This window comes from Streptomyces sp. NPDC024632, assembly GCF_055559175.1.
This window is the reverse complement of record NZ_JBVHLD010000001.1, coordinates 216,684-241,054: the sequence shown is the minus strand read 5'-3', so window position 1 is coordinate 241,054 and position 24,371 is coordinate 216,684. Positions and strand designations below refer to the sequence as shown.

Below are 24,371 nucleotides of genomic sequence, written 5' to 3'. Positions count from 1 at the left end.
TCTCTCCTAGTGGGGGATGTCGGCCGTTGGCCTGGTGGCCCATCGGCCGCCATCAGATTTGCATGGGAGTACGAAGCGCGCATTTCGGGCAGTTGACGGAGTGGGGCGGCCGGAAAAGTGACCACCGCCACGCCGATGATCGGGTTCGAGGTCATAACCCCCGAGCATTCGGGCAGACTCGGGGGAAATCCGTGCCGGGGGGCGACCGGAAGAGGTGCAACATGGACCGCTGCGTCGTCCTGGTGGACGCAGGCTACCTACTGGGTGCTGCGGCGAGTCTGTTGGCGGGTGAACCCTCCCGGTCCCGGATCACCGTTGATCATGCCGCCGTCGTCGCTGGCCTGCGCGAACGTGCCGAGTTGGAGACCGGCCAGCCACTGCTGCGGATCTACTGGTTCGACGGCGCACCCGACCGGGTTCCGCAACCGGAACACCGTCGGCTGCGGGTGATGCCCCGGGTGACCGTACGACTGGGCGCACTCACCCGGACGGACGGCCGGTGGGCGCAGAAGGGCGTGGACGCCGCCATGCACGCCGAGCTGTCGGAGCTGGCCCGCAACCGCGCGTGCTCCGACGTCGTCCTGGTGACCGGTGACGGCGATCTGCTGCCCGGCATGATGTCCGCCAAGGAGCACGGCGTCGCCGTCCACCTGTGGGCCGTCCAGGCCGCCGACGGGGACTACAACCAGTCGGAAGACCTGGTCGCGGAGGCCGACGAGCGGCGCGTGCTGGACCGCCAGTGGATCACCGCGGCGATCAGGGCCCGCGAGATCCCCGGCGTCTGTCCGCCGCCCGGCCCGCGCCCGGAGATCGCCGCGATCCTCTCCGCGCCGCTGCCCGAGTCGGCCTCGGGCGGCGAGCGGCTGGCGCCCCCGGAGGAGCGGCCGGGCAAGAACGGCGCCGCGCCGGAACCGGCGGCGGCCGAGAGCACACCGCCGGGCAAGGTTGCCCCTCCGGAACCCGCCGGTCCCACCGTGCCCACCCCGAAGGATCTCGCCGATCTCGGCCGCAGCCACGCCGCCCCCGCGCCGCCGCCGGCCCAGCCGGCCCCCAGCGCCACCCTGCGCTGGTCGTCGGACAAGGGCTGGACCGACCGCGGCGCGGGCGCCGACCTGCCCGACACCAGCGGCCTGCCCACCCTCGCCCAGCTCACCTCCGCCGAGCAGCGCTGGGCGGACCGCGAGGCCGACATCACGGCGGTCAGCGGCGACCCTTTCGAGGTCGGCCAGGTCTTCGCCCGCCGCTGGATCGCCCGCCTCACCGACACCTCCCAGCTCCAGCAGCTCTCCACCCACTACCCCCGCGTCCCGCACCGCATAGACGGTGAGCTGCTGCGATACGCCGCCCGCTTCGGCCTGCTCGCCCACAAGGACGACCAGATCGACGAGCACGACCGGTACGCGATCAGGGCCGGATTCTGGCGCGAGGTCGACGCCCACGCGGTCGCCGAGCACGCACCCGCGGGGGAGTGAGCGGCCGGGCCCGCGCCCTCCCGCGCCTCGGGCGGGTCCGAGGGGAAAGCGGGTGAACCGGGCCCCCCTTGCGCCGGATGCCGCGTGCGGCGCGTACTCTCGATCCTCGTGAGTACGGGCACGGAGGAGACGGCGCCCCCAGCGGTCGCCACAGCCCGCGACACGGTGTGCACCGTGCGCGGTCTGGTCAGAACGTACCCGGCCGGTTCCGCGGCCAGGGGCCGAGGGCTGCGCCGCCGCCGTACCGCCGCCGACCAAGCACCCGAGACCGCCGCCGCGCCCAGGCCCGGTGTCGTACGCGCCAACGACGGCATCGACCTCGACGTCGGCCGCGGCGAACTCTTCGGCATCCTCGGCCCCAACGGCGCGGGCAAGACCACCCTGGTCCGCCAGCTCACCGGCCTGCTGCGGCCCGACGCCGGATCGATCGACCTGCTCGGCCACGACCTCGTACGCCACCCGGACCGGGCCTCCCGGCTGGTCGGCTACCTCGGCCAGGAGTCGTCCGCGCTGGACGAGCTGACCGTCGCGCTCGCCGCCGAGACCACCGGACGGCTGCGCGGCCTGGGCGCGCGCGCCGCCCGCGCCGAACGCGACGCCGTCCTGGACGAACTCGAACTCGGCCCGATCGCGGGACGCCCCATCAAGCGCCTCTCCGGCGGCCAGCGGCGGCTGGCCTGCTTCGCCGCCGTCCTGGTCGGCCAGCGGCCCGTCCTGGTCCTCGACGAGCCCACCACCGGCATGGACCCGGTCGCCCGGCGCGCGGTGTGGGCCGCGGTCGGCCGCCGTAGGACCGAGTACGGCGCGACGGTGCTGCTGGTCACCCACAACGTCATCGAGGCGGAGAACGTCCTGGACCGGGTCGCCGTGCTCGACCACGGCAAGGTCATCGCCTGCGACACCCCCACGGGCCTGCGGTCGCTGGTCGCCGACGAGGTCAGGCTCGACCTCGTGTGGCGCGACGAGCCGCCGATGTCGCTGCCCGCCATCGCCGCCCTGCACCCGCTCGCCGACATCTCGGGCCGCCGCTGGACGCTGCGGCTGCCCCAGGAGCGGGCCCGCGCCGCCGTCGCCGAGGTCACCGGGGGACCGGCCTTCGCCGCCCTGGACGACTTCACCCTGGCGATGCCCAGCCTGGAGGACGTCTACCTCGCGCTCGGCGGCAGGGGAGAGGGCCTGGTGAAGTCATGAGACGGGTCCCCCCGCGGTCCGCGCCGCCCCGGCCGGCGGTCGCGCCGTACGCACCCGCCCTCCGGCCGTACGACCCCGCCCTCCGGCCGTACGCACCCGCCCCCAGGCGGTGCGACCCCGTGCTTTCGCCGTACGACACGGCCCCGCCGTGTTCCGCACCGACGCGTGGAGCCTGCGTATGAGCGTGCTCACCCAAACCGTTCCCGCGCCCCGGGGCGTCGCCGCGCAGCAGTCCGGCGCCGCGCCGCTCGCGCCGCGGGCCCGGCTGTGGCCCGCCTTCGGCGCGGTCTACCGCGCGCAGCTCTCGCGGGCCCGGGTGGCCCGGATACCGCTGCTGTTCGTCGCCACCTTCCAGTCCGTCGGGATCATGGTGATGATGCGCGGAGTGGTCGACGGCGGGGACGGGGAGGCGGCGCGCTCGGTCGTCGCGGGCTCCAGCGTCCTGGTGGTCGCCTTCGTCGCGCTCAATCTGCTCGCGCAGTACTTCGGACAGCTCAGGGCGTCCGGCGGACTCGACCACTACGCGACGCTGCCGGTGCCGCCGGCCGCCGTCGTCCTCGGCGCGGCGGGCGCGTACGCGTCCTTCACCGTGCCCGGCACCCTCGTGACCGCCGTGACGGGCTGTGTCCTGTTCCATCTGCCGCTGGCCAATCTGTGGATCCTCGCCGTCGTGATCCCGCTGGCCGGGGCCGCGCTCTCCGGCCTCGGCGCGGCCCTCGGGCTGCTCGCGCCGCGGCAGGAGATCGCCACGCTCTTCGGCCAGTTGGGCATGTCGGCGGCGCTGCTGCTCGGCGTGCTGCCCGCCTCGCACATGCCCGCGCCGATCTCCTGGGCGCGCGATCTGCTGCCCTCCACGTACGGCGTCGATGCGTTCGCCCGCACCTTCGGCGGGCATCCGCACTGGGCCGCGGTCGTCGGCGACCTGTCCGTGTGCGCGGCCGTCGGCGTCGGCTCGCTGGCCGTCGCCACCTGGGCCTACCGCAGGGCGGCCTGCCGATGAAGCGACGGACAGGCAGACCTGGCACGATGGGCGGGTGACCGCACCCCTGACGCCGCATGACCAGCCGCCGCCGTTCCCGCCGTACCCGGGCGCAGGCCCCGGTGGAGGCGACGGCAAGGGGGACCGGCCCTCACCGGTCGCCGAGTTGGGCCGCGCCGCGCTCGTCGCGGTCGCCGTCACGGTGTGCGGGGTGTTCCTCGGGCTGCTGTGGGCGTGGCTGTCACCGCGCGTCCCGCTGATCTCGGACGGCAAGTACATCTACCTCAAGGACACCGAGGGCGAAGAGGCGATCGGCGGCGACGGCACCTTCGTGCTGATCGCGCTGTGCCTGGGCGCGCTGACCGCCCTCGGCGTCTTCCTCTGGTACCGCCGCGGCGGCGTCGCCGTGGTCCTCGGCCTCGCGGTCGGCGGCGTCCTCGCCTCCCTCGTCGGCTGGCGGCTGGGCATCGCCCTCGGACCGACCGTCCACATCAAGGCACACGCCAAGGAGGTCGGCCCGAACGTCGTCTTCGACGGGCCGCTGAAGCTGCGCGCCAAGAGCGCGCTGGTCGCCTGGTCGGCGGCGGCGATGCTGGTGCACCTGGGCCTGACCTCGCTCTTCGGGCCGCGCGACCCGCAGCCGGTGTACGTGGCGCCGCAGCCGTGGGGCGCGCCGCCGCCTCCGCCGCCGCCGGCCCAGTGACGCTCTCCTGCTCAAGCCGAGGTCGAGGCGTCCCGGTCAGATACGGGAGATCCGGGCCGTCACCGCTGAGGTGAGCGTCACCAGGTCGGCGGGGGACAGCTCCAGCTCCAGGCCGCGCTTGCCCGCGGAGACGAAGACCGTGGGGAAGCCGAGCGCCGAGGCGTCCAGGGCCGTGGGCAGGCGCTTGCGCTGGCCCAGCGGGGAGATCCCGCCGAGCACGTAACCGGTGCTGCGCTCGGCGTCGGCCGGCGCCGCCATCGTGGCGCGCTTGCCGCCGACCGCCGCGGCCAGCGCCTTGAGGTCGAGCGAGCCCGCGACCGGGACGACCGCCACGGTCAAAGCGCCGTCCACCTCCGCGACCAGTGTCTTGAAGACCCGGCCCCGGACCTCGTCGGGGGGCACCCCGAGCGCCGCGCCCAGCGCCGCCGCGGCCTCGGCGCCGTAGGAGAGTTCGGAGGCCGGGTCGTGCGCGTAGGCGTGCACGGTGAACGGCAGGCCCGCCTTCTCCAGGGCGACCGTGGCCGGGGTGCCTCCGGCCGCACGCGCCTTCTTCGCCATCGCCGACCCCCTGATACGCGCTAGTTGGCGCTGATCGCCTGGTGGGTGAGTTCCACCGCGGGCAGTGACGGCAGCTTGTCGATCACCGCGCTCTCGCGGCGCAGCAGCCGCAGTTCGGCCGTCAGTCGGGCGGCGGTGTCCGCCGCCTCCAGCAGCTCCTGCTTCACCGAGGTCTCCACGACCACCGCCGCCGCGACGAGATACGACAGCACCGTGGCGTCGTCGGGGAACTCCTGCCCCGGCGCGAGGGTGCGCTCGCGCGCCCCGGCCAGCCGCTTCTGATACGTGCCGAACACCCGTGAGACCTCGGAGGCCAGCGCGCCCGCGCCCGCGCCGGGCTCGTCCGGCAGCTCCTCGTACTCGGCCGTCAGATACGGCCCGCTCGCGTCCACCGACAGCAGCTTGAACCGGATCAGACCCGTGGCCACCAGTTCGTACCCGCCGTCGTCGCGCTCCGCGATGCCCGCCGCGTCCGCGATGCACCCGTAGCCGTACAGCGCCGCCTCCGGGTCCTCGCCGAGACCGGCGGCCGGACCGGTGTCCCCGCCGTCCTGGCCCGTCGGAGCGACCTCCTGGCCGTTCTTGATCGCCACCACGCCGAAACGCCGCGGCGCGTTCTCGGGCAGCGCCAGCAGATCGCCCACGAGCGCGCGGTACCGCTCCTCGAAGACGTTCAGCGGCAGCACCAGGCCGGGAAAGAGCGCCGTACTGAGCGGGAAGAGCGGAAGACGATCGGTCACAGTGAGCAAGGGTACGGGCAGTACGCCCGCCTTAGGCATCCGCTGCGCCCCTCGGTGCCGCGGCGGGCCCCGAAACGCCGCCGATCGGTTGAGCGGGGGTGACGCACCTCATGGCTGCCGCCCGGCTCTCCCGCACACGGCGCCCGCCCGGCCCTGACGGCTGTCGTCCGGCCGTCCGGCCCGCCCGGCCCTGACGGCTGTCGTCCGGCCCGACCGCGGCCGAGGGCAGCCGCCCGTGCTCAACCGCGGCTGAGCATGCGGGAGGCGCCCGCGGCGACCGTGGTGGCGAGGGTCCAGCCGAGCAGGGTGAGCAGGGAGGCCACCCACTGGCTGACGCCGACCTCCCGCCACGCGTTGTCCTGGCCGAGGTCGATCACCGGCAGGAGCAGGTCAAGGGCGTAGAGCGCGGGGCTCCAATGCGGCCGGTAGTCGTTCCCCGCCGGGGGCGGCGTCCTGTGGAGGGCGAAGTACAGCGCTCCCAGCGCCCACAGCACCGCCATCCACACCGCCGCCCGGCCGGGCCGGTAGCCGTATCCGACCGTCACGTCCTGGAGCCACCCCCACGCCCGCCCGGCCGGCGGCAGCGACTCGCGGCGGCGGCGCTGCTTGGCCAGCAGCACCTCGCGGGCGTGCGCGTCCTCGCCGCCCGCCCGCAGCGCGGCGGCCAGCCGCTCGTACGGGCCGGGACTGTATTCCGGCGTCGCCGCGTTCAGCCACGCGACGCGCTCGCGCAGCGGGAAGGCGGTGCGCGGGGTCAGCGCCTCGTAGGAGAAGTCCGTCAGATCGACCTGCCCCGGCCCCGGCCAGCTCTGCGGCGCGTCGGTCAGCCGCCCCACCCGCGCGCCCGCCAACGACACCGTCCCGCTGGGCGGCGTCCCCAAGGTGATCCGCAACTCGGGCGTCTGCAAGCGCCGTAGCGAGAGCTGCTGCCCTTCCCCCAGCCGGAACCGCGCCCGGTCGATCACCACGGCGTTGCCCACCCGGGCGTCGTCCAGCCGTACCCCGCCCTCCGCGCTGAACTCCCTGCGGGCCGTGCCGGACGGCTCGCCGCCGCCCGCGGGGTCCGTCCCGCCGGGAGCCGCGGTCGTGTCGGGCGAGCGGTTCGCGGGCCAACTGGTGGTGAGGTAGACGGTGTGCTCGACCGTCGTGCGGGCGGCGTTGAGCGCGTCGCGGCCGTACGGATTGCGCAGGGTGGCCCCGCGCAGGTTGAGACGGCCGCCGACGCGGGCGCTGCGGAGGCTGAACTCGCCGCGCAGGTCGAGGAGTTCGGCGTCCAGGTCCTGGCCGACGGTGAGACCGTCGGCGGCGATGGCGCGGCCGTGGCGGTCGCGGCGGACGGTGAGCTGGTTGAGCAGGAGGTCGGTGCCGATCTGGGCGTCGGTCAGGCGGATGCCGCCGGTCACGACGCACTGCGGCAGATGCAGGTCACCGGTGATCTGGAGCCGGGCGGCCTCCAGCCGCGGGAGGTGGCAGCGCACCAGCCGGACACTGCCCGCCCGGCACTCCGGCAGCAGCACCTGGTCCTCGAAGCGGCAGTCGTCGAACTGCACGTAGGGGGCGACGGTGCCGCCCGCCAGCGACAGACGGCCGGTGATCCGCAGGCCCGCCAGTTTGAGCGCCGCCACCCGCCCCGGCTCCGGCGGCGGCCCGTCCAGCAGCAGCTGCGCGACGGCGTCGGCCCGTACCGCGGGCGTCCCCCCGGCCCCCGCCCCGAAGGCCGCACCGAGCCGGAAGGCCCGCCACATCCCCTGCTCCACAGCCGTCCAGTCGCCCGGCGGCCCCTCACCACGACGCTCGCTCACCCTTCCCCCTCCCACGACCCGCCGCCACGCTAGGGCGTGTCCGTAAAGTCTCGTCTGGCCGGCGGCGCCTGGCACGCACGCTCGCCGCGTTGTCGGGCTCATCCGAATAGGCCCACTATGAGGACGGCCCTACGCCTTGCGATCGCACGCACCAGACACCGCCAGCCCCGCCCTCCGGGCGGACGACGCGACTTTACGGACACGCCCTAGGTGTATTGACCTGGAGGGTTGTTGACGCGGGTGATGGGTGGCTGGCCGCCGAGTGCGGTGTGGGTGCGGTGGTGGTTGTAGGTGTGGAGGAAGTCTGCCAGGGCTGCGGTCCGCTGGTCGTTGGTGGTGTAGGGCTGTTGGTAGGCCCATTCGTCGAGCAGGGTGCGGTTGAAGCGTTCGACCTTGCCGTTGGTCTGCGGGCGGTAGGCGCGGGTGAGTTTGCCGGTCGCGCCGAGGTCGGCCAGGGCCTGCTTCCACAGGGCGCTTTTGCGGTAGGACCAGGCGTTGTCGGTCAGGACGCGTTCGATGCGGGTGATGCCGGTGGTGGCGAAGAAGGCTGCTGCGCGGCGGAGGAAGTCTGCGCAGGTGGCGGCTTTCTCGTCGGGGTGGACTTCGCTGTAGGCCAGGCGTGTGTGGTCGTCGACGGCGGAGTGGATGTAGTCGAAGCCGGCACCCGGTTTCCCGGCCCGGGTGGCCTGGCGGCCGCGGGTGCGCCAGCCGCCGCCGTCGGGGATCCGGCCGGGTTTCTTGACGTCGATGTGGATCAGTTCGCCGGGGCGGTCGCGTTCGTAGCGGCGGATGATGTCGCCGGTGGGCCGGTCGATGTATGCCAGGCGGTTCAGGCCGTGGCGGGCCAAGACCCGGTGCACGGTCGAGGCGGGCATGCCCAGGACCGGGCCGATCCGGGCCGGCCCGAGCTTGCGGGCCTGGCGCAGCTCGCACACGCGGGCCTCGACCGCGGCCGGGGTGCGGTGCGGTGTCCTGTGCGGCCGGCTGGAGCGGTCGTGCAGACCGGCTTCGCCCTCGGCCCGCCACCGCCTGACCCACTTGTGGGCCGTGGTCCGCGAGATCCCCATCTCGGCGGCGACATGCGCCACCGGGCGGCCCGAGCGGACACGCTCGACGAGGATCCGTCTGCCGTGAACGGTCAGCCGGGCATTACGGTGGGACACGAAGACCTCCGTGCGGTGCAGTCCTAGACAGCTCCACCACACCGGAGGTCCTCGCCATGATCAAGCACCGGCACATGTCAACAACGCTCGTGATCAATACACCTAGGCCATGCCCGCGACAGCGGCGGGCCCGTCCCGGGCGGCGTATCACGGAGTGGAACCGCGGGACGTCCCCCATGCCCGGGTCTCTACACTTGGCAGGGTGATCTCCCGAATCGATCTGCGCGGTGCCGCCTTCCCCGAGGGCGGGATCGACCGCGACCTGCTGCCCCGAGCCGAGTTCGACGTGGAGGCGGCGCTGAACACCGTGCGGCCGATCTGCGAGGACGTGCGCCATCGCGGCACGGCGGCGGTCATCGAGTACGGAGAGCGGTTCGACGGCGTCAGGGTCGACCGGCTGCGGGTGCCCGAGCGGGCGCTGAGCGACGCGCTGGCCGCGCTCGACCCGGCCGTGCGCGCCGCGCTGGAGGAGTCGATCCGCCGCGCCCGCCTGGTCCACCGCGAACAGCGCCGCCAGGACGTCACCACACGGGTCGTGCCCGGCGGGACCGTCACCGAGAAGTGGCTGCCCGTCCAGCGCGTGGGCCTCTACGTGCCCGGCGGCCTCGCCGTCTACCCGTCGTCCGTCGTGATGAACGTCGTGCCCGCGCAGGAGGCCGGGGTCGAGGGCATCGCGGTGGCCTCCCCGCCGCAGAAGGACTTCGGCGGCTCCCCGCACCCCACCATCCTCGCCGCCTGCGCCCTGCTCGGCGTGACCGAGGTGTACGCCACCGGCGGCGCGCAGGCCGTCGCGATGTTCGCGTACGGCACCGACGAGTGCCGCCCGGTCAACCTCGTCACCGGCCCCGGCAACATCTACGTGGCCGCCGCCAAGCGCCTGCTCAAGGGCCGGATCGGCATCGACGCCGAGGCCGGGCCCACCGAGATCGCGATCCTCGCCGACGCCGCCGCCGACCCCGGCTACGTCGCCGCCGACCTGATCAGCCAGGCCGAGCACGACCCGCTCGCGGCCGCCGTCCTGGTCACCACCTCGCCCGAGCTGGCCGACGCGGTCGACAAGGAGCTGGAGGCCCAGGTCGAGGCCACCCGGCACACCCAGCGGATCACCGCCTCGCTCACCGGCCGCCAGTCGGCGACCGTGCTGGTCGACACCCTCGACCAGGGCCTGGAGGTGGTGGACGCCTACGCCGCCGAGCACCTGGAGATCCAGACCGAGGACGCCGCCGCCGTCGCGGCCCGCGTGCGCAACGCGGGCGCGATCTTCGTCGGCCCGCACGCCCCCGTCTCGCTCGGCGACTACTGCGCGGGCTCCAACCACGTCCTGCCCACCGGCGGCTGCGCCTGCCACTCCTCGGGCCTGTCCGTGCAGTCCTTCCTGCGCGGCATCCACGTCGTGGACTACACGCGCGACGCGCTCGCCGAGGTCGCCCACCACGTGGTGACGCTCGCCGAGGCCGAGGACCTGCCCGCGCACGGCGCCGCGGTCAAGGCCCGCTTCGGATGGGACCTCCCGTGACCGGCATCGACGACCTGCCCATCCGCGACGAACTGCGCGGCCAGTCCCCGTACGGCGCGCCCCAGCTCGACGTGCCGGTGCGGCTGAACACCAACGAGAACCCGTATCCGCTGCCCGACGCGCTGGTCGCCCGGATCGCCGAGCGCGTCACCGAGGCCGCCCGGCAGCTCAACCGCTACCCGGACCGGGACGCCGTCGAGCTGCGCACCGAGCTGGCCGCGTATCTGTCCAGGACCGCGGGCCACCGCGTGGGCAGCGACCAGGTGTGGGCGGCCAACGGCTCCAACGAGGTCATCCAGCAGCTCCTTCAGACCTTCGGCGGCCCCGGCAGGACCGCGATCGGCTTCGAGCCGTCGTACTCGATGCACGCGCTGATCTCGCGCGGCACCGGCACCGGCTGGATCTCCGGGCCGCGCGACGCGGAGTTCCGGATCGACGTGGACGCGGCGGTCCGCGAGATCCACCGCCGCCGCCCCGACGTGGTGTTCGTCTGCTCGCCCAACAATCCGACCGGTACGGCCGTGGACGCCGCGACCGTACTGGCGCTGTACGAGGCCGCGCAGGCCGCCAAGCCGTCGATGGTGGTGGTGGACGAGGCGTACGGGGAGTTCTCGCACCGCCCGTCGCTGCTGCCGCTGATCGAGAGCCGCCCGCACCTGGTGCTGACCCGCACCATGTCCAAGGCGTTCGGCGCCGCCGGGCTGCGGCTCGGCTATCTGGCGGCCGACCCCGCCGTGGTGGACGCGGTGCAGCTCGTCCGGCTGCCGTACCACCTGTCCTCGGTCACCCAGGCGACCGCGCTGGCCGCCCTGGAGCACACCGACACACTGCTCGGCTACGTCCAGCAGCTCAAGGACGAACGGGACCGGCTCGTCGCCGAGTTGACGGCGATCGGCTGCGCGGTCACCGAGTCCGACGCCAACTTCGTGCAGTTCGGCCGCTTCGCCGACAGTCACGCCGCCTGGCAGGCGATCCTCGACCACGGCGTCCTCGTCCGGGACAACGGCGTCCCCGGCTGGCTGCGGGTCTCCGCGGGCACCCCGGCGGAGAACGACGCGTTCCTCGACGCCGTCAGGACCGTGGTCAAGGAACACAGCGACCAGCAGCACATCAGGCACCACCGTACGGAGGAGTCCGCATGACCCGCGTGGGCCGCGTGGAGCGCAGCACCAAGGAGACGTCCGTCGTCGTCGAGATCGACCTGGACGGTACGGGACAGGTGGCCGTCTCCACCGGTGTGGGCTTCTACGACCACATGCTCGACCAGCTCGGCAGGCACGGCCTGTTCGACCTGTCGGTGAAGACCGAGGGCGACCTGCACATCGACACGCACCACACGATCGAGGACACCGCGCTCGCGCTCGGTGCCGCGTTCAAGCAGGCGCTCGGCGACAAGGTCGGCATCTACCGCTTCGGCAACTGCACGGTCCCGCTGGACGAATCCCTCGCCCAGGTGACCGTCGACCTGTCGGGCCGCCCCTACCTGGTGCACACCGAGCCGGAGAACATGGCGCCGATGATCGGCTCCTACGACACCACGATGACCCGGCACATCCTGGAGTCCTTCGTCGCCCAGGCGCAGATCGCGCTGCACGTCCACGTGCCGTACGGGCGCAACGCGCACCACATCGTGGAGTGCCAGTTCAAGGCGCTCGCCCGGGCGCTGCGCTACGCCAGCGAGCGCGACCCGCGCGCCGCCGGAATCCTGCCGTCGACCAAGGGCGCGCTATGAACACGTACTCGACCCTCTTCATCCTGCTCGGGCTCTTCCTCGCCGGAGGCGTCTACTCCTTCTGGCAGCAGAAGCAGTCCAAGAGCATGATCGCGGTCCTGGCCATCGGCTCCGTGATGGCGCTGGCGGCCGGGCTGCTCCAGCTCTAGCGGGAGGAGCCGACATGACTGGACTGAGGCACAAGAGCGTGGTCGTCCTCGACTACGGCTTCGGCAACGTCCGTTCGGCCGAGCGGGCGCTCGCGCGCGCCGGGGCCGAGGTGGAGATCACCGCCGACTTCGACCGGGCGATGAACGCCGACGGGCTGCTGGTGCCCGGCGTCGGCGCCTTCGCCGCCTGCATGGCGGGCCTGAAGGGCGTACGCGGCGACTGGATCGTCGGCCGCAGGCTGGCCGGCGGACGGCCGGTCATGGGCATCTGCGTCGGCATGCAGATCCTCTTCGCCCGCGGCATCGAGCACGGCGTGGAGACCGAAGGGCTCGACGAGTGGCCCGGCACGGTCGAGCCGCTGAAGGCGCCCGTCGTCCCGCACATGGGCTGGAACACCGTACGGCCGCCCGCCGACTCACGGCAGTTCGCGGGCCTGGACACCGACGCCCGCTTCTACTTCGTGCACTCCTACGCGGTGCGCGAGTGGGAATTCGACACGCACAACGCGGCGATCCGCGCGCCGAAGGTCACCTGGGCCACGCACGGCGAGCCGTTCGTGGCCGCGGTGGAGAACGGCGCGCTGTGGGCCACCCAGTTCCACCCGGAGAAATCCGGCGACGCGGGCGCCCAGTTGCTCACCAACTGGCTGGACACCCTCTAACGCGGTCTCACGCGTCAACCGCTCGACCCGTTAGACCCTCTCACTCGCCGCCCGGCCCCCTTCCACCGTCCGCTTTCACCTCCTCCCTTCTACGACGTAGGACGCACCCGATGAACAGGCTCGAACTCCTCCCCGCCGTCGACGTCCGGGACGGCCAGGCCGTACGCCTCGTGCACGGCGAGTCCGGATCCGAGACGTCCTACGGCGACCCGCACGCCGCCGCGCTGGCCTGGCAGGCGGCGGGCGCGGAGTGGCTGCACCTGGTGGACCTCGACGCGGCCTTCGGCACCGGCGACAACCGGGCGCAGATCGCCGAGGTGGCCCGTTCGATGGACATCAAGGTCGAGCTGTCCGGCGGCATCCGCGACGACGACACGCTCGCCGCCGCGCTGGCCACCGGCTGCACCCGCGTCAACCTCGGCACGGCCGCGCTGGAGACCCCGGAGTGGGTCGCCAAGGTCATCGCCGAGCACGGCGACCGGATCGCGGTCGGCCTCGACGTGCGCGGCACCACGCTGCGCGGCCGGGGCTGGACCCGCGACGGCGGCGACCTCTACGAGACGCTGGCCCGGCTGGACTCCGAGGGCTGCGCGCGGTACGTCGTCACCGACATCGCCAAGGACGGTACGCTCCAGGGCCCCAACCTGGAACTGCTCGCCGGGGTCTGCGCCGCCACCGACCGGCCGGTCGTCGCGTCCGGCGGCGTCTCGTCCCTCGACGACCTGCGCGCCATCGCGACTCTCGTGCCGCGGGGTGTCGAAGGCGCGATTGTCGGAAAGGCGCTCTACGCCAAGGCGTTCACCTTGGAAGAAGCCCTGGAGGCGGTATCACGATGACGGAGACCCCCGCAGTACGGCGCGACCAGTCCGAAAGCCCGCTGGAGGAGACCATCGGTTTCGCCCGCGCCGTCGCGGCGGGGGACCTGGTCCTGGTGTCCGGCACGATGCCCCTCGTCGACGGCGAGGTGCGCGGCGAGGGCAGCCCGTACGAACAGGCCCTGCTCGCCTTCGGGAACGCGCTGGCGGCGATCGAGCCCTTCGGCCTCGGGCCCGACAGCGTGATCCGCACCCGCATGTACATGAGCCACGCCAGGGACGCCGACGACGTCGGGCGCGCCCACCGGGAGCTGTTCGGGGCCGTGCGGCCCGCCGCCACCATGGTCGTGGTGGCCGGTTTCATGGACTCCCGCGTCCTGGTCGAGGTGGAGATCGAAGCCTACCGAGGAGCCGGCAGATGACCCTCGCGGTCCGTGTCATCCCCTGCCTCGACGTGGACAACGGCCGCGTCGTGAAGGGCGTCAACTTCCGGAATCTGCGGGACGCGGGCGACCCGGTGGAGATGGCCAAGCTCTACGACGCCGAGGGCGCCGACGAGTTGACCTTCCTGGACATCACCGCCTCCTCCGGCGACCGGGAGACCACGTACGACGTCGTCCGCCGTACGGCCGAGCAGGTCTTCATCCCGCTCACCGTGGGCGGCGGTGTGCGGACGGTCACGGACGTGGACCTGCTGCTGCGCGCGGGCGCCGACAAGGTGGGCGTCAACACGGCGGCCATCGCCAGGCCCGAGCTGATCCGGGAGATCGCCGAGCGGTTCGGCCGGCAGGTGCTGGTGCTGTCGGTGGACGCGCGGCGCACCCCCTCGGGTTCCTTCGAGGTCACCACGCACGGCGGGCGGCGCGGCACCGGCATCGACGCGGTGGAGTGGGCTCAGCGCGCGGCCGAGCTGGGCGCGGGCGAGATCCTGCTCAACTCGATGGACGCGGACGGCACCAAGGACGGCTACGACACGGAGATGATCGCGGCCGTCCGCAAGCTGGTGACGGTCCCGGTGATCGCCTCCGGCGGCGCGGGCCGCCTCGCCGACTTCGCGCCCGCGGTGGCGGCGGGCGCCGACGCCGTACTGGCCGCGTCCGTCTTCCACTTCGGCGACCTGCGGATCGGCGAGGTCAAGACGGCGCTGCGGGAGGCCGGGCACCCGGTGCGCTGAGCACGGGGTTTCCGTCGGCCGCCGCTCTCCATGTGCGGCGGCTCCGCTTTTCGGCGGCTCAGTCCTGGCGGCGGGTGCAGACCAGCGCCGCGAGGTCCGGCGCGAGCGGTATCTCCACCGAGCGCAGCGCCGGGTGCTCCAGCCAGTGCAGCCTGGCCAAATCGGGGCTGCCCTCGTGCAGCGGCGGCCATCGGTCGGCGGGCGTGAAGTCGTCCACGACGAGGACGCCGCCGGGCCGCAGCAGCTCCACGGGATCGGCCGCCTCGTCCCCCTTCCCCTGGCCGCCGCCGTCCAGGACCAGCAGGTCGAAGGGGCCGTGCGCGGCGATGTCCTTCCAGTCGCCGCATTCGACGGTGACCTGCGGCGCGAGGTCCGAGAACAGCCAGGCGGCCGTTTCCGCGCGCCCCGGATCGCGCTCGACGCTCACCGCGGTGGCGTCGTCCCGCATGCCCGTGACCAGCCAGCCGAGCCCCACTCCGAGTCCGGTACCGGTCTCGCCGATACGGGTGGCGCCCGCGGCGAGCGCGCGCAGCAGGCGGCCCTGCTCGGGGCGGCAGGAGTAGGGGAAGCCGAGCTGCTGTGCGGTGCGGGCGGCGCGTTCGACCAGCGGGGGCAGGTCGCCGGGGCCGCGGAGGTGCGCGCGGGTGCCGTCGAGTGACATGCCCGACATCCTGCCGGGGGCGCCCGGTCCACGGCCGGTGAACAGATGAGAAAGAGAAGTTGCGCAAATTAGATTGCGCAACTTTTCTTTCCTATCTAGGCTGGTGGTCGTGCCAGAAAAAGACGACGCCCTCCGGCCCCAGGCCCAGCGCATCACCGACCTCGACGCGCTGAAGGTCTTCACCCACCCGTTGCGCATCCAGCTCTACCGCCACCTGGTCACCTCGGGTGCCGCCACCGCCTCCCACCTGGCCGACCAGGTGGACGAGGCGGTGTCCCTGGTCAGCTACCACCTGCGCAAGCTCGCCGCCCACGGCTTCATCGTCGAGGCCCCCGAGAAGAGCACCGACGGCCGCGAGCGCTGGTGGAAGGTCTCCGCCGAGCGCGGCTTCTCCTTCCGCAGCGGGGACTTCACGGACCGGCCCGAGGGCGCAGCCGTCGTCAACGAGGTCACCAGGCAGCTCCTGGCCAGCCGCTACGAGCGGTACGAGCGCTACCTGGCCCAACAGGCCGCCTGGGCGGGGGAGTGGACCGACGCCTCCTTCAGCTCCGAGTACATGCCGCGGCTCAGCGCCGCCGAACTCCACGAGATGGACGAGGAGATCACCGCGCTCATGCGCCGCTGGATCGACCGCGGCAAGGCGGCGGTCGAGGCGGGCGACACCGAGGGCCGGGAGCTGGTGGCCGTGCAGATGTACGGATTCCCGTTCCGGGAGTGACCGCGGAAGGCCCCTCAGACCGCGCCCGACCCGACGTCGAGACCAGAGGAGGGCCGCCACCATGACGGCGACCGCGATATCCGCAACACCGCACGGCAGGCCCGCGCACAAGGACGGGAACGTGCTGCGCTGGCTGATCGCGTACACCGCGTCCATGCTCGGCGACTGCGTCTACTTCCTCGCCCTCGGCTTCGCCGCCGCCAAGGTGGCGCCGCCGACGCAGGTGGGCCTGGTGATGGCGGTCGGCGCGGTGCCGCGCGCGGTGCTGATGCTCGGCGGGGGAGTGATCGCCGACCGGTTCGGGCCGCGCAAGGTGGTGATCGGGAGCGACGCGGTGCGCTGCGCGCTGATCCTCTGCGCCGCGGCGACGCTGGCGCTCTCCTCGCCCGGGCTGTGGCTGCTGGTCGTCGTCTCGCTGCTCTTCGGCGTCGTGGACGCGCTGTTCATGCCGGCCGTCGGCGCGCTGCCGCCGCGGATCGTCGCCGCCGACCAGCTCACCCGCTTGCAGGGCATGCGGTCACTCACCATCCGCTTCGGCACCATCGTCGGACCGCCGGTCGGCGGCCTCGCGATGGGGCTCGGCGGCGCCACGGCCGCCTTCGCCCTGGCGGGCGCGCTCTTCGCGGTCTCCGTACCGCTGCTGATCGCCACCCGCATGAGCCCGCTGCCCGAGGCGCCCGCCGGGAGCGACGGGCCCGAGGAGGGCGCGAGCGCCTGGCGGGATCTGCTCGACGGACTGCGGTACGTCCGCCGCCACCGGCTCGTCGGCCCGCTGGTCCTGTCCGCCGCCATCTGCGAACTGGGCCTGGTCGGCCCGTTGAACGTCGGCATGATCCTGCTCGCCCAGCACCGCGGGTGGGGCTCGTCCGGCTACGGCTGGATCATCGCGGGCTTCGGCGCGGGCGCCGGGTGCGGCGCGCTGCTGCTGACCGTACGGGGCCGTCTGCCGCGGGCCGGGGCCGTCCAGATCGGCGCCCTGTTCGCGGGCGCCGCGGGCGTCGGCCTGATCGGCGTGGCGCCCTCGCCTGCCCTCGCGGTCGCCGTCGCCGCGCTGAGCGGCCTGTTCTGCGGCATCTGCGGCAGCCTCGCGTACGCCCTCATCCAGTCGGCGGCCGACCCCGGCTACCTCGGCCGCGTCACCTCGGTGATGAGCCTCAGCAGCTTCGGCCTCGCCCCCCTGGCCTACCCCCTCTTCGGCGCCGCCGTCGCCGCCTGGGGCCCGGCCCCCGTCTTCCTCACCAGCGCCGTCCTCACCATGACCGGAGGCGTCGTCGGCCTCGCCACCCCCGCGATCCGCACCGCGGAACTTCCCCGCGGGAAGCGGTCGCCGCGCCCGGCGGCGGACGTGACGGCTGCCGCCGAGCCGGTGGCCGCGGGCCGGGACTGACGCCGAGAAAATGCTGTGACGTGCACGGGGGCCTCCTGTTAGCTTCGCGCTCATGGACCCGCTCGGTGATGCAGAGATTCGCGGCTCGTTCGTCAATTGCTCCAAGGGGGAGGCGAAGCGGATCAGCCTGCCCAGGGATCTGGGCGACCTGCCGTGGAGCGACCTGGACTTCCTGGGCTGGCGCGACCCCGGCGCCCGCGACCGCGCCTATCTGGTGCGGCCCGGCGACGAGCCCGTGGGCATCGTCCTGCGGATCGCCCCCGGCGCCCGGCGCAATCTGATGCGCAGCAGCCTCTGCTCCCTCTGCCTCACCGGTCACTCCGGCGGCGGCGTCGACCTCCTGGCGGCCCCGCTCGCGGGCGCCGCCGGTCGCCAGGGCAACACCGTCGCCCTCTACATGTGCGCCGACCTCGCCTGCTCCCTCTACGTCCGCGGCAAGAAGAGCTCCGCCCTGGTGAAGCGGCTCGAGGAGACCCTCACCCTCGACGAACAGATCGCCCGCACCCTCCGCAACCTCGACGGCTTCCTCGCCAAGGTCGTCGCCTAGCCGGACGAACGGCGGTGCGCCGGAGAAGCCGGGTCACGCGGTCGGCGTGAGGACGAGCCGGCGGCCCGGCCCGACGGGAGCCGTCCAGGCACGCTCGACCTCGGAAAGGGATACGGCGTCGGCCGCGACGGAGAAGACCCCGGCCGTGAGTTGAGCGACCAGCGAAGGAAGTTCGGCGACGATGCCCGCGGTGGTGACGGAGCCCTGGCCACTGCCCATGACGCGGAGGTTGGCGGCGCGCAGGACGAAGGACGGCAGGGTGATGTCGGGTCCGGCCGTGGAGCCGATCTGGATCCAGTCGAGGGCGGCGGCACGGTCGGTGCGGCGGGTGAGCAGCGCGGGGAGGGCCCGCTCGGTCGGCGCGCCCCAGGTGTAGTCGATCACGACGTCCACGTCCGCCGCGGCCTCGCCGAGCCGGTCGGCGGCCTCCTCGGGGTCGCCCGCGAGGCAGACCACGTCGGTGGCGCCGAGGCCGCCGAGCAGGGCGAGCCGGTCGGCGTCCCGCCCGGCGGCCACGACCCGCTCGGCGCCGAGGTGCCGGGCGATCTGGACGGCCATCTGCCCGGCGTTCCCCGTCGCGCCGAGCACCAGCACGCTCTGGCCCGCACGGAAGGAGATCCGGCGGCGCAGCGCGACCCACGAGGACAGGGCGGGGTTCATCGCCGCCGCGACGACCACCGGGTCGGCGTCCGCGGGCAGCGGTACGGCGCGCCGCGGGTCGACCAGCGCCCGCTCGGCCATGGTGCCGGGCACGTCGTCGTCGACCACGAAGTACACCGCGCTGCCGTCGGCCAGCCGCCCGACGCCGCCCCCGCCGCACCGTCCGCCGGAGCGCACGACGAACCGCCCGCGCACGCGGCTGACCTGGGAATCGTCGACGCTCTGGCGCAGCTCTCGTTCCTCGTGCAGAACGCGCTGGGGAAGGTCGCGGCCGAGTTGGGCCTGTCGGTCATCCAGCTGCGCCTGCTGGGCGTGCTCGGGGACCGGGAGCCGGGCATGCGGGAACTCGCCCGCCATCTGGAGCTGGACAAATCCAGCATCACCGGCCTGGTCGACCGGGCCGAGCGCCGCGGTCTGGTCCGCCGCACCCCCGCGCCGCACGACGGCCGCGCCGTACAGGTGTCACTGACCGACGAAGGGCGGGCGGCGGCCCGGGCGCTGGAGGCCGACGCCGACCGGCGGATCCGCGCGCTCGCGGTCGGCCTCACCGACGAGCAGCGCGCCGCCCTGTCCGTGCTGGCGAGCGCTGTGGTGTCCGGCAACAGCGCGCTGTGAGAAGCACGGGGCCGAGGGGCTGTCGCCCGCCGGGGCGACGGACGCGCCTGCCGCCTACCGCGTCACAGTCCGAGCTTCGCCGCGTACAGGCGCGCCACCGCGTCCTTGTCGCCGTCCACCTCGACCTCGGCGGCGTCCTGGCGGCCGAAGACGAAGATCGTCAGCTCGGACGGCTCACCGGTCACGGTCACCACGGGAGAGCCCTTGCGGGCGACGGCGGTCTGGCCGTTCGGACGGCGCAGCACCAGGCCGACCGGGGAGCGGCGGCCCGCGAGCCGCGCGGCACGCTCCAGCCGGGCCCACAGCGTGTCGGCGAAGACGGGGTCGATGGCACGCGGCGTCCAGTCGGGCGTGGCACGCCGGACGTCCTCGGCGTGGACGTAGAACTCGACGGTGTTGGAAGCCTCGTCCACCTGCTTGATGGTGAAGGGCGACATCCGCGGCGGGCCGGTCCTGATGAGCTGGATCAGCTCTTCGTACGGCTTTCGCGCGTACTCCTTGCGGACCCGTTCCGCACGGTCCTTGAGCTGCGGGATGACCAGCCCCGCCGCCGCGTCACCGCGCCGTTCGCGTACCACGACGTGCGCGGCCAGGTCGCGGGTGGACCAGCCCTCGCACAGCGTCGGGCCGTCGGGTCCTGACTGCTCCAGCAGATCGGCGAGGAGCAGACGTTCGCGCTGGGCATGTGTCGACATGACCCCAGATTAACGGCCCCTTGGCCGATACGTCCGCTCCCCGCCCCTGCCGCCCCCGTGAGGCGTCAGCCCAGCGGAGCGTAGAGCTTCTTGCTGTTGGTGCCGTTGTTGAGCGTGAGCGAGCAGGTCACCGTCTTGCGGCCCTGGAGCTCGTAGGTGGTCAGCTTCGGGAAGAGCGCGTACGGGTAGTACAGCCGCCCGTCCGCGGGAAGGTGCTTCTTGGCGTCGGCCGTGCACAGCTCCAGCGCCTTCGACTGGATCTCCGAGTCGGTGCTGAAGGTGCCGGACAGCGTCTCGTTGGCGACGACCTGGCCGTCGTGCGCGGAGCTGCACGACTTGGTGGTCACCGTGTCGACGGTCGGCGTGAGGGTCGGCGCGTCGAAGCACTTGCCCGGCGAGAGCACCACGTACGGCACGACCTTCTCGGTCGGGGTGATGCTCGGGAAGTCGGTGAACGGGTCGTCGGTCGGGGTGTCGAACGTCGGGGTGTCCGACGGCAGCGTGAAGCTGGGCGTCGGCTCCGTGAAGGACGGCATGGACGGCAGTCCTGACGGCAGACCGCTGATCGACGGCGTCGGCTTCGCGTCGTTCTTGCTGTCGCTGCCGCCGGAGACGGCGACCGCGGTGCCGATACCGCCGATCACCACGACCGCGGCTATCGCGATCAGCACATTGCGCTTGGTGTTGTTCGGCGGCGGCGGGGGCGGCGGGTAGCCGCCGGGGCCCTGCGGGTAGCCGTAGCCACCGGGCGGGGCGGGCGGTCCGGGCGGGCCCGGCTGGCCGTAGCCGCCCTGCTGACCGTAGCCCTGCTGGCCGTAAGGACCCGGCGCGGCCTGCGTCGGCTCCTGCGGATAACCGTAGTTCTGACCGCCGCCTTGTTGCGGATAGCCATAGCCGCCGTCAGCGGGCGGCGGGGGAGGAGGGGGGCCGAAGCCCTGCGGTGGCCCGAAACCGCCTCCTTGATCCGGAGGCGGCGGCGGTCCTTCTTGCGGCGGTGGTGGAAAACCCATGCAGGCAGGATGCCCCATACGGGTGACATGAGCGAGCGACAACCGGATGGTGGTCAACTCACTTGCCCTCTTTGCCGGTTATTGACCCTTTTCGAGTTCTTGATATTCGGCGGCAGAATGGTCACCATGCCCGCCACCGCACTCGACCCAGCAGTCGCCGCCCGCCTCAAGCGCACGGCCGACGGACTCGTACCCGCCATCGCCCAGCAATACGACACCGGTGAAGTGCTGATGCTGGGGTGGATGGACGACGAGGCCCTGCACCGCACCCTCACCACCGGCCGCTGCACCTACTGGAGCCGCAGCCGCCAGGAGTACTGGGTCAAGGGCGACACCTCGGGCCACGTCCAGCACGTCAAGTCCGTCGCGCTGGACTGCGACGGCGACACCCTGCTGGTGAAGGTCGACCAGGTCGGCGCCGCCTGCCACACCGGCGACCGCACGTGTTTCGACGCCGACGTGCTGCCGCTCGGCCAGCCGGTCCGCCCTTCGCCGTACCGGCCGCTCCCGGCGCCCGGCCGTGACCACTAATCTCGGCCCATGGACCTTGAGACCTTCCGCAAGCTGGCGGTCGACCGCCGGGTGATTCCCGTGACGCGCAGGCTGCTCGCCGACGGCGACACTCCGGTCGGGCTGTACCGCAAGCTCGCGGGGGAGCGGACGGGAACGTTCCTGCTGGAGTCGGCGGACGGAGGCACCTCCCAGGCCGAAGGCTCCGGGGGAGACCGGACGTGGTCGCGCTACTCCTTCGTCGGCGTCCGGTCGGCCGCCACGCTCACCGCGCGCGACGGCCAGGCGCACTGGCTCGGCACGCCGCCGGTCGGCGTCCCGGTCGACGGCGACCCGCTGGAGGCGCTGCGCGTCACCGTCGACGCCCTGCACACCCCGCGCGACCTGGCGGCGGGGATGCCGCCCTTCACCGGCGGCATGGTCGGCTACCTCGGCTACGACATCGTGCGCCGCCTGGAGCGGATCGGCGAGCGGACCCGCGACGACCTGCGGCTGCCGGAACTGACCATGCTGCTCACCTCCGACCTCGCCGTCCTCGACCACTGGGACGGCACGGTCCTGCTGATCGCCAACGCGATCAACCACAACGACCGCGACACCGGGGTGGACGAGGCCCACGCGGACGCCGTCGCCCGCCTCGACGCCATGCAGGCCGACCTGGCCAAGCCGGTCGAATACGTCCCCGTCGAGCTGCCGCCGTCGGAACTGCCCGAATACACCGCCCTGTGGGGCGGCGCCGCCTATCAGCGCGCGGTCGACGACATCAAGGAACGTATCCGCGCGGGTGAGGCCTTCCAGGTCGTCCCCTCGCAGCGCTTCGAGACCCCGTGCACGGCCAGCGCGCTCGACGTCTACCGCGTCCTGCGGGCCACCAACCCCAGCCCGTACATGTACCTCTTCCGCTTCCCCGGCGGCGAGGGCGGCGACTTCGACGTCGTCGGCTCCAGCCCCGAGGCCCTGGTCAAGGTCGAGGACGGCCGCGCCATGGTCCACCCGATCGCGGGCACCCGCCCGCGCGGCGCCACCCCGCGACAGGACACCGCGCTCGCCGAGGAACTGCTGGCCGACCCCAAGGAACGCGCCGAGCACCTGATGCTGGTCGACCTCGGCCGCAACGACCTGGGCCGCGTCTGCGAACCCGGCAGCGTCGAGGTCGTCGACTTCATGTCCGTCGAGCGCTACTCCCACGTCATGCACATCGTCTCGACTGTCACCGGCCAGGTCGCCGAGGGCCGTACCGCCTTCGACGTGCTCACCGCCTGCTTCCCCGCGGGCACCCTCTCCGGCGCCCCCAAGCCGCGCGCCATGCAGATCATCGAGGAGCTGGAGCCGTCCCGGCGCGGTCTGTACGGCGGCTGCGTCGGCTACCTCGACTTCGCCGGTGACTCCGACACCGCCATCGCCATCCGTACGGCGCTGCTCCGCGACGGCACCGCCTACGTCCAGGCCGGGGCCGGTGTCGTCGCCGACAGCGATCCGGTGGCCGAGGACACCGAGTGCCGCAACAAGGCCGCCGCCGTCCTGCGCGCGGTGGCCACCGCCAACCGCCTGTGACGGTCGCCTTCCGGAGGCGGTCAGCCGGTCGTCGAGAGGCGTGAGCGACGAGCCAGGACGCGCGTGCGCGTCGTGGCTCGTCGCGCGGTTCCTCGCGCCCGTGTGGGTGCCGTCAGCCCGCGAAGGCCGCCGTGCCGTTCGGCGTGCCGAGGCCCGTCGGGCCGTCGAAGCCGCTCACGCCGGTGCACAGGTACGAGCCGCCGCACGAGCCGTTCGAGCCGCCGGCCACGTCGTTGAGCGCGTCGGCGTGCGCGTAGGGGAACGAGGCGGGGTAGGACCCGGCCGAGGGCGCCCCGGCGAGGGCGTAGACGGCCGCGATCAGCGGCGACGAGGCGCTGGTGCCGCCGAAGACCTCCCAGCCGGTGTCCGAGCCGTACGTGTCGTGGACGGCGACGCCCGTCGCGGGGTCGGCGACCGCCGAGACGTCGGCGATGGTGCGCTTGCCGCAGTCGGCGTCCGTCTGCCAGGACGGCTTGGCGTCGTAGGAGGAGCAGCCGGAGCCGGTGCCCGTCCAGACGGACTCGGTCCAGCCGCGGCTGGAGGAGTCGCTGGTGAGCGAGGTGCCGCCGACGGCGGTGACGTACTGGGAGGCGGCCGGGTACTCGGCGCCGTAGCCGCTGTCACCGGCGCTGACGGTGATGGCGACACCGGGGTGGTCGAAGTACGAGCTGTCGTACGACGGGTCCGAGGAGGACTCGCCGCCGCCGTAGCTGTTGGAGACGTACTTCGCGCCCAGCGACACCGCGGTGTTGACGGACTCGCCCAGGTTGGTCATCGAGGAGTCGTCGGCCTCGACCAGGAGGATGTGGCAGTCGGGGCAGGCGGCGCTGACCATGTCGAGGTCGAGCGATATCTCCTCGGCCCAGCCCGCGTCGGCGCTCGGCAGCGAGGAGGCGCTGCCGGACTGGCCGACCTTCGAGAAGCAGCCGTTGTCGGTGGTGCAGGCGGGCAGGCCGTACGTGGAGCGGTAAGTGGCCAGATCCGCTTCGGCGTTGGGGTCGTCGTACGCGTCGACGATCGCCACGGTCGCGCCGGACCCGCCGGAGGAGGGCAGGGCGTACGCGCTCTGGAGATCGGCCGGGCCGAGGCCGGAGGGGGCCGCGGCCGGGTCCACCGAACCGGTGGACTTCTTGAGCGTGTTGACGCCCTGGGTGACCTTGAGCGCCTTGCACGCCATCACGTCCGGATGGGTGCTGAGGGCGCAGGAGCGCGCGGTGCTGACGCCGTGCGCGGCGGGGGAGGCACCGGCGTACGGCGCCAGGGCCAGCCCCGACAGGGCCAGTCCGGCGGCGGCGGTGACCGCGAGCGCGGTGCGGCGGGCGGTGGGTGTGAGGGTGATCGAACGCAACTATTGCCTC

Annotated in this window: 27 protein-coding genes; 18 read left to right on the top strand and 9 right to left on the bottom strand. The window is 73.1% G+C overall.

Annotated features, from left to right (window positions below; genetic code table 11):
- The first annotated feature begins 221 nt into the window (after positions 1-221).
- The 4 genes from ACZ37P_RS01075 (at position 222) to ACZ37P_RS01060 (ending at position 4,345) form a co-directional block, all read left to right on the top strand.
- Positions 222-1,472, top strand: a complete 1,251-nt coding sequence (locus tag ACZ37P_RS01075) for an NYN domain-containing protein (protein ID WP_355334076.1) — start codon at positions 222-224, stop codon at positions 1,470-1,472.
- A gap of 108 nt (positions 1,473-1,580) precedes the next feature.
- The gene (locus tag ACZ37P_RS01070) at positions 1,581-2,663 is read left to right on the top strand and encodes an ABC transporter ATP-binding protein (RefSeq protein WP_467344218.1); all 1,083 of its coding nucleotides are present in this window, start codon (positions 1,581-1,583) and stop codon (positions 2,661-2,663) included.
- A 178-nt stretch (positions 2,664-2,841) separates the two neighbouring features.
- Positions 2,842-3,663 carry an ABC transporter permease gene (locus ACZ37P_RS01065; protein WP_467344217.1) on the top strand — a complete coding sequence of 274 codons (822 nt, stop codon included), beginning with the start codon at positions 2,842-2,844 and terminating at the stop codon, positions 3,661-3,663.
- A gap of 34 nt (positions 3,664-3,697) precedes the next feature.
- Positions 3,698-4,345: a hypothetical protein gene (locus ACZ37P_RS01060; RefSeq protein ID WP_467344215.1), complete on the top strand. Its 648-nt coding sequence runs from the start codon at positions 3,698-3,700 to the stop codon at positions 4,343-4,345.
- A 36-nt stretch (positions 4,346-4,381) separates the two neighbouring features.
- Here ACZ37P_RS01060 and ybaK read toward each other — a convergent pair whose 3' ends face one another.
- The 4 genes from ybaK to ACZ37P_RS01040 all read right to left on the bottom strand — a co-directional run bounded on the left by ybaK (position 4,382) and on the right by ACZ37P_RS01040 (position 8,608).
- Entirely contained in the window at positions 4,382-4,903 is a 522-nt protein-coding gene (gene ybaK, locus ACZ37P_RS01055; protein ID WP_401714689.1) for a Cys-tRNA(Pro) deacylase, read from the bottom strand.
- Positions 4,904-4,923: 20 nt separating this feature from the next.
- Positions 4,924-5,682: an LON peptidase substrate-binding domain-containing protein gene (locus ACZ37P_RS01050; RefSeq protein ID WP_355334061.1), complete on the bottom strand. Its 759-nt coding sequence runs from the start codon at positions 5,680-5,682 to the stop codon at positions 4,924-4,926.
- Positions 5,683-5,882: 200 nt separating this feature from the next.
- Positions 5,883-7,388 carry an oxidoreductase gene (locus ACZ37P_RS01045; protein ID WP_391044274.1) on the bottom strand — a complete coding sequence of 502 codons (1,506 nt, stop codon included), beginning with the start codon at positions 7,386-7,388 and terminating at the stop codon, positions 5,883-5,885.
- 263 nt (positions 7,389-7,651) lie between these two features.
- The gene (locus ACZ37P_RS01040) at positions 7,652-8,608 is read right to left on the bottom strand and encodes an IS481 family transposase (protein ID WP_467344213.1); all 957 of its coding nucleotides are present in this window, start codon (positions 8,606-8,608) and stop codon (positions 7,652-7,654) included.
- Between the two features lie 202 nt (positions 8,609-8,810).
- Here ACZ37P_RS01040 and hisD point away from each other — a divergent pair, with 202 nt between their 5' ends.
- The 8 genes from hisD (at position 8,811) to hisF (ending at position 14,656) form a co-directional block, all read left to right on the top strand.
- Positions 8,811-10,124, top strand: a complete 1,314-nt coding sequence (gene hisD / locus ACZ37P_RS01035; protein WP_391043996.1) for a histidinol dehydrogenase — start codon at positions 8,811-8,813, stop codon at positions 10,122-10,124.
- Positions 10,109-11,266, top strand: coding sequence for a histidinol-phosphate transaminase (locus tag ACZ37P_RS01030; protein ID WP_467344211.1), 1,158 nt, complete (start codon positions 10,109-10,111; stop codon positions 11,264-11,266). Before hisD ends, ACZ37P_RS01030 begins: the two co-directional genes overlap by 16 nt.
- The gene (gene hisB, locus ACZ37P_RS01025; RefSeq protein ID WP_355334053.1) at positions 11,263-11,856 is read left to right on the top strand and encodes an imidazoleglycerol-phosphate dehydratase HisB; all 594 of its coding nucleotides are present in this window, start codon (positions 11,263-11,265) and stop codon (positions 11,854-11,856) included. The genes ACZ37P_RS01030 and hisB overlap by 4 nt, the downstream gene beginning before the upstream one ends.
- Positions 11,853-12,005, top strand: a complete 153-nt coding sequence (locus ACZ37P_RS01020; RefSeq protein WP_188280531.1) for a hypothetical protein — start codon at positions 11,853-11,855, stop codon at positions 12,003-12,005. Before hisB ends, ACZ37P_RS01020 begins: the two co-directional genes overlap by 4 nt.
- A gap of 14 nt (positions 12,006-12,019) precedes the next feature.
- Entirely contained in the window at positions 12,020-12,667 is a 648-nt protein-coding gene (gene hisH, locus ACZ37P_RS01015; RefSeq protein ID WP_391044002.1) for an imidazole glycerol phosphate synthase subunit HisH, read from the top strand.
- Between the two features lie 110 nt (positions 12,668-12,777).
- Positions 12,778-13,503, top strand: coding sequence for a bifunctional 1-(5-phosphoribosyl)-5-((5-phosphoribosylamino)methylideneamino)imidazole-4-carboxamide isomerase/phosphoribosylanthranilate isomerase PriA (priA, locus tag ACZ37P_RS01010; RefSeq protein ID WP_391044004.1), 726 nt, complete (start codon positions 12,778-12,780; stop codon positions 13,501-13,503).
- A complete protein-coding gene (locus ACZ37P_RS01005; protein ID WP_355334043.1) occupies positions 13,500-13,904 on the top strand; it encodes a Rid family hydrolase in 405 nt (134 codons plus the stop codon). The genes priA and ACZ37P_RS01005 overlap by 4 nt, the downstream gene beginning before the upstream one ends.
- Positions 13,901-14,656 carry an imidazole glycerol phosphate synthase subunit HisF gene (hisF, locus tag ACZ37P_RS01000; protein ID WP_355334040.1) on the top strand — a complete coding sequence of 252 codons (756 nt, stop codon included), beginning with the start codon at positions 13,901-13,903 and terminating at the stop codon, positions 14,654-14,656. The genes ACZ37P_RS01005 and hisF overlap by 4 nt, the downstream gene beginning before the upstream one ends.
- A gap of 58 nt (positions 14,657-14,714) precedes the next feature.
- Here the strand turns inward: hisF and ACZ37P_RS00995 are convergent, their stop codons facing one another.
- Positions 14,715-15,317 (bottom strand): O-methyltransferase, encoded by a 603-nt coding sequence (locus tag ACZ37P_RS00995; RefSeq protein WP_402713774.1) that lies wholly within the window; start codon positions 15,315-15,317, stop codon positions 14,715-14,717.
- A 109-nt stretch (positions 15,318-15,426) separates the two neighbouring features.
- Here ACZ37P_RS00995 and ACZ37P_RS00990 point away from each other — a divergent pair, with 109 nt between their 5' ends.
- The 3 genes from ACZ37P_RS00990 (at position 15,427) to ACZ37P_RS00980 (ending at position 17,969) form a co-directional block, all read left to right on the top strand.
- The gene (locus tag ACZ37P_RS00990) at positions 15,427-16,035 is read left to right on the top strand and encodes a helix-turn-helix domain-containing protein (protein WP_401856634.1); all 609 of its coding nucleotides are present in this window, start codon (positions 15,427-15,429) and stop codon (positions 16,033-16,035) included.
- Between the two features lie 61 nt (positions 16,036-16,096).
- Entirely contained in the window at positions 16,097-17,422 is a 1,326-nt protein-coding gene (locus ACZ37P_RS00985) for an MFS transporter (RefSeq protein ID WP_467344208.1), read from the top strand.
- Positions 17,423-17,474: 52 nt separating this feature from the next.
- Positions 17,475-17,969, top strand: coding sequence for an FBP domain-containing protein (locus tag ACZ37P_RS00980; RefSeq protein ID WP_391159740.1), 495 nt, complete (start codon positions 17,475-17,477; stop codon positions 17,967-17,969).
- Between the two features lie 33 nt (positions 17,970-18,002).
- Here the strand turns inward: ACZ37P_RS00980 and ACZ37P_RS00975 are convergent, their stop codons facing one another.
- On the bottom strand, positions 18,003-18,824 hold the full coding sequence (locus tag ACZ37P_RS00975; RefSeq protein WP_467344207.1) for a zinc-binding dehydrogenase: 822 nt from the start codon (positions 18,822-18,824) through the stop codon (positions 18,003-18,005).
- Positions 18,825-18,872: 48 nt separating this feature from the next.
- Here ACZ37P_RS00975 and ACZ37P_RS00970 point away from each other — a divergent pair, with 48 nt between their 5' ends.
- Entirely contained in the window at positions 18,873-19,244 is a 372-nt protein-coding gene (locus ACZ37P_RS00970) for a MarR family winged helix-turn-helix transcriptional regulator (protein WP_467344206.1), read from the top strand.
- Positions 19,245-19,306: 62 nt separating this feature from the next.
- Here the strand turns inward: ACZ37P_RS00970 and ACZ37P_RS00965 are convergent, their stop codons facing one another.
- Both ACZ37P_RS00965 and ACZ37P_RS00960 read right to left on the bottom strand, forming a co-directional pair.
- Positions 19,307-19,939, bottom strand: coding sequence for a TIGR03085 family metal-binding protein (locus tag ACZ37P_RS00965; protein ID WP_355334023.1), 633 nt, complete (start codon positions 19,937-19,939; stop codon positions 19,307-19,309).
- A 65-nt stretch (positions 19,940-20,004) separates the two neighbouring features.
- The gene (locus tag ACZ37P_RS00960) at positions 20,005-20,949 is read right to left on the bottom strand and encodes a hypothetical protein (protein WP_355334020.1); all 945 of its coding nucleotides are present in this window, start codon (positions 20,947-20,949) and stop codon (positions 20,005-20,007) included.
- Between the two features lie 117 nt (positions 20,950-21,066).
- On the opposite strand from ACZ37P_RS00960, the gene hisI reads away from it, so the two are divergent.
- Together hisI and ACZ37P_RS00950 are read left to right on the top strand one after the other, a co-directional pair.
- Positions 21,067-21,480 carry a phosphoribosyl-AMP cyclohydrolase gene (gene hisI / locus ACZ37P_RS00955; protein ID WP_391044019.1) on the top strand — a complete coding sequence of 138 codons (414 nt, stop codon included), beginning with the start codon at positions 21,067-21,069 and terminating at the stop codon, positions 21,478-21,480.
- Positions 21,481-21,489: 9 nt separating this feature from the next.
- On the top strand, positions 21,490-23,013 hold the full coding sequence (locus tag ACZ37P_RS00950) for an anthranilate synthase component I (protein WP_355334017.1): 1,524 nt from the start codon (positions 21,490-21,492) through the stop codon (positions 23,011-23,013).
- A gap of 112 nt (positions 23,014-23,125) precedes the next feature.
- On the opposite strand, the gene ACZ37P_RS00945 is transcribed toward ACZ37P_RS00950, so the two are convergent.
- Positions 23,126-24,361 carry a S53 family peptidase gene (locus ACZ37P_RS00945; RefSeq protein ID WP_467344203.1) on the bottom strand — a complete coding sequence of 412 codons (1,236 nt, stop codon included), beginning with the start codon at positions 24,359-24,361 and terminating at the stop codon, positions 23,126-23,128.
- Positions 24,362-24,371 lie beyond the last annotated feature (10 nt).

Bases quoted from the DNA above. Each gene is read 5' to 3' on its own strand.
- ACZ37P_RS01075 (WP_355334076.1), top strand. From the start codon at position 222: ATGGACCGCTGCGTCGTCCTGGTGGACGCAGGCTACCTACTGGGTGCT.
- ACZ37P_RS01065 (WP_467344217.1), top strand. From the start codon at position 2,842: ATGAGCGTGCTCACCCAAACCGTTCCCGCGCCCCGGGGCGTCGCCGCG.
- ybaK (WP_401714689.1), bottom strand. From the start codon at position 4,903: ATGGCGAAGAAGGCGCGTGCGGCCGGAGGCACCCCGGCCACGGTCGCC.
- ACZ37P_RS01050 (WP_355334061.1), bottom strand. From the start codon at position 5,682: ATGCCTAAGGCGGGCGTACTGCCCGTACCCTTGCTCACTGTGACCGAT.
- ACZ37P_RS01045 (WP_391044274.1), bottom strand. From the start codon at position 7,388: ATGTGGCGGGCCTTCCGGCTCGGTGCGGCCTTCGGGGCGGGGGCCGGG.
- ACZ37P_RS01030 (WP_467344211.1), top strand. From the start codon at position 10,109: ATGGGACCTCCCGTGACCGGCATCGACGACCTGCCCATCCGCGACGAA.
- hisB (WP_355334053.1), top strand. From the start codon at position 11,263: ATGACCCGCGTGGGCCGCGTGGAGCGCAGCACCAAGGAGACGTCCGTC.
- ACZ37P_RS01020 (WP_188280531.1), top strand. From the start codon at position 11,853: ATGAACACGTACTCGACCCTCTTCATCCTGCTCGGGCTCTTCCTCGCC.
- hisH (WP_391044002.1), top strand. From the start codon at position 12,020: ATGACTGGACTGAGGCACAAGAGCGTGGTCGTCCTCGACTACGGCTTC.
- priA (WP_391044004.1), top strand. From the start codon at position 12,778: ATGAACAGGCTCGAACTCCTCCCCGCCGTCGACGTCCGGGACGGCCAG.
- ACZ37P_RS01005 (WP_355334043.1), top strand. From the start codon at position 13,500: ATGACGGAGACCCCCGCAGTACGGCGCGACCAGTCCGAAAGCCCGCTG.
- hisF (WP_355334040.1), top strand. From the start codon at position 13,901: ATGACCCTCGCGGTCCGTGTCATCCCCTGCCTCGACGTGGACAACGGC.
- ACZ37P_RS00995 (WP_402713774.1), bottom strand. From the start codon at position 15,317: ATGTCACTCGACGGCACCCGCGCGCACCTCCGCGGCCCCGGCGACCTG.
- ACZ37P_RS00985 (WP_467344208.1), top strand. From the start codon at position 16,097: ATGACGGCGACCGCGATATCCGCAACACCGCACGGCAGGCCCGCGCAC.
- ACZ37P_RS00980 (WP_391159740.1), top strand. From the start codon at position 17,475: ATGGACCCGCTCGGTGATGCAGAGATTCGCGGCTCGTTCGTCAATTGC.
- ACZ37P_RS00965 (WP_355334023.1), bottom strand. From the start codon at position 19,939: ATGTCGACACATGCCCAGCGCGAACGTCTGCTCCTCGCCGATCTGCTG.
- ACZ37P_RS00960 (WP_355334020.1), bottom strand. From the start codon at position 20,949: ATGGGTTTTCCACCACCGCCGCAAGAAGGACCGCCGCCGCCTCCGGAT.
- hisI (WP_391044019.1), top strand. From the start codon at position 21,067: ATGGTCACCATGCCCGCCACCGCACTCGACCCAGCAGTCGCCGCCCGC.
- ACZ37P_RS00950 (WP_355334017.1), top strand. From the start codon at position 21,490: ATGGACCTTGAGACCTTCCGCAAGCTGGCGGTCGACCGCCGGGTGATT.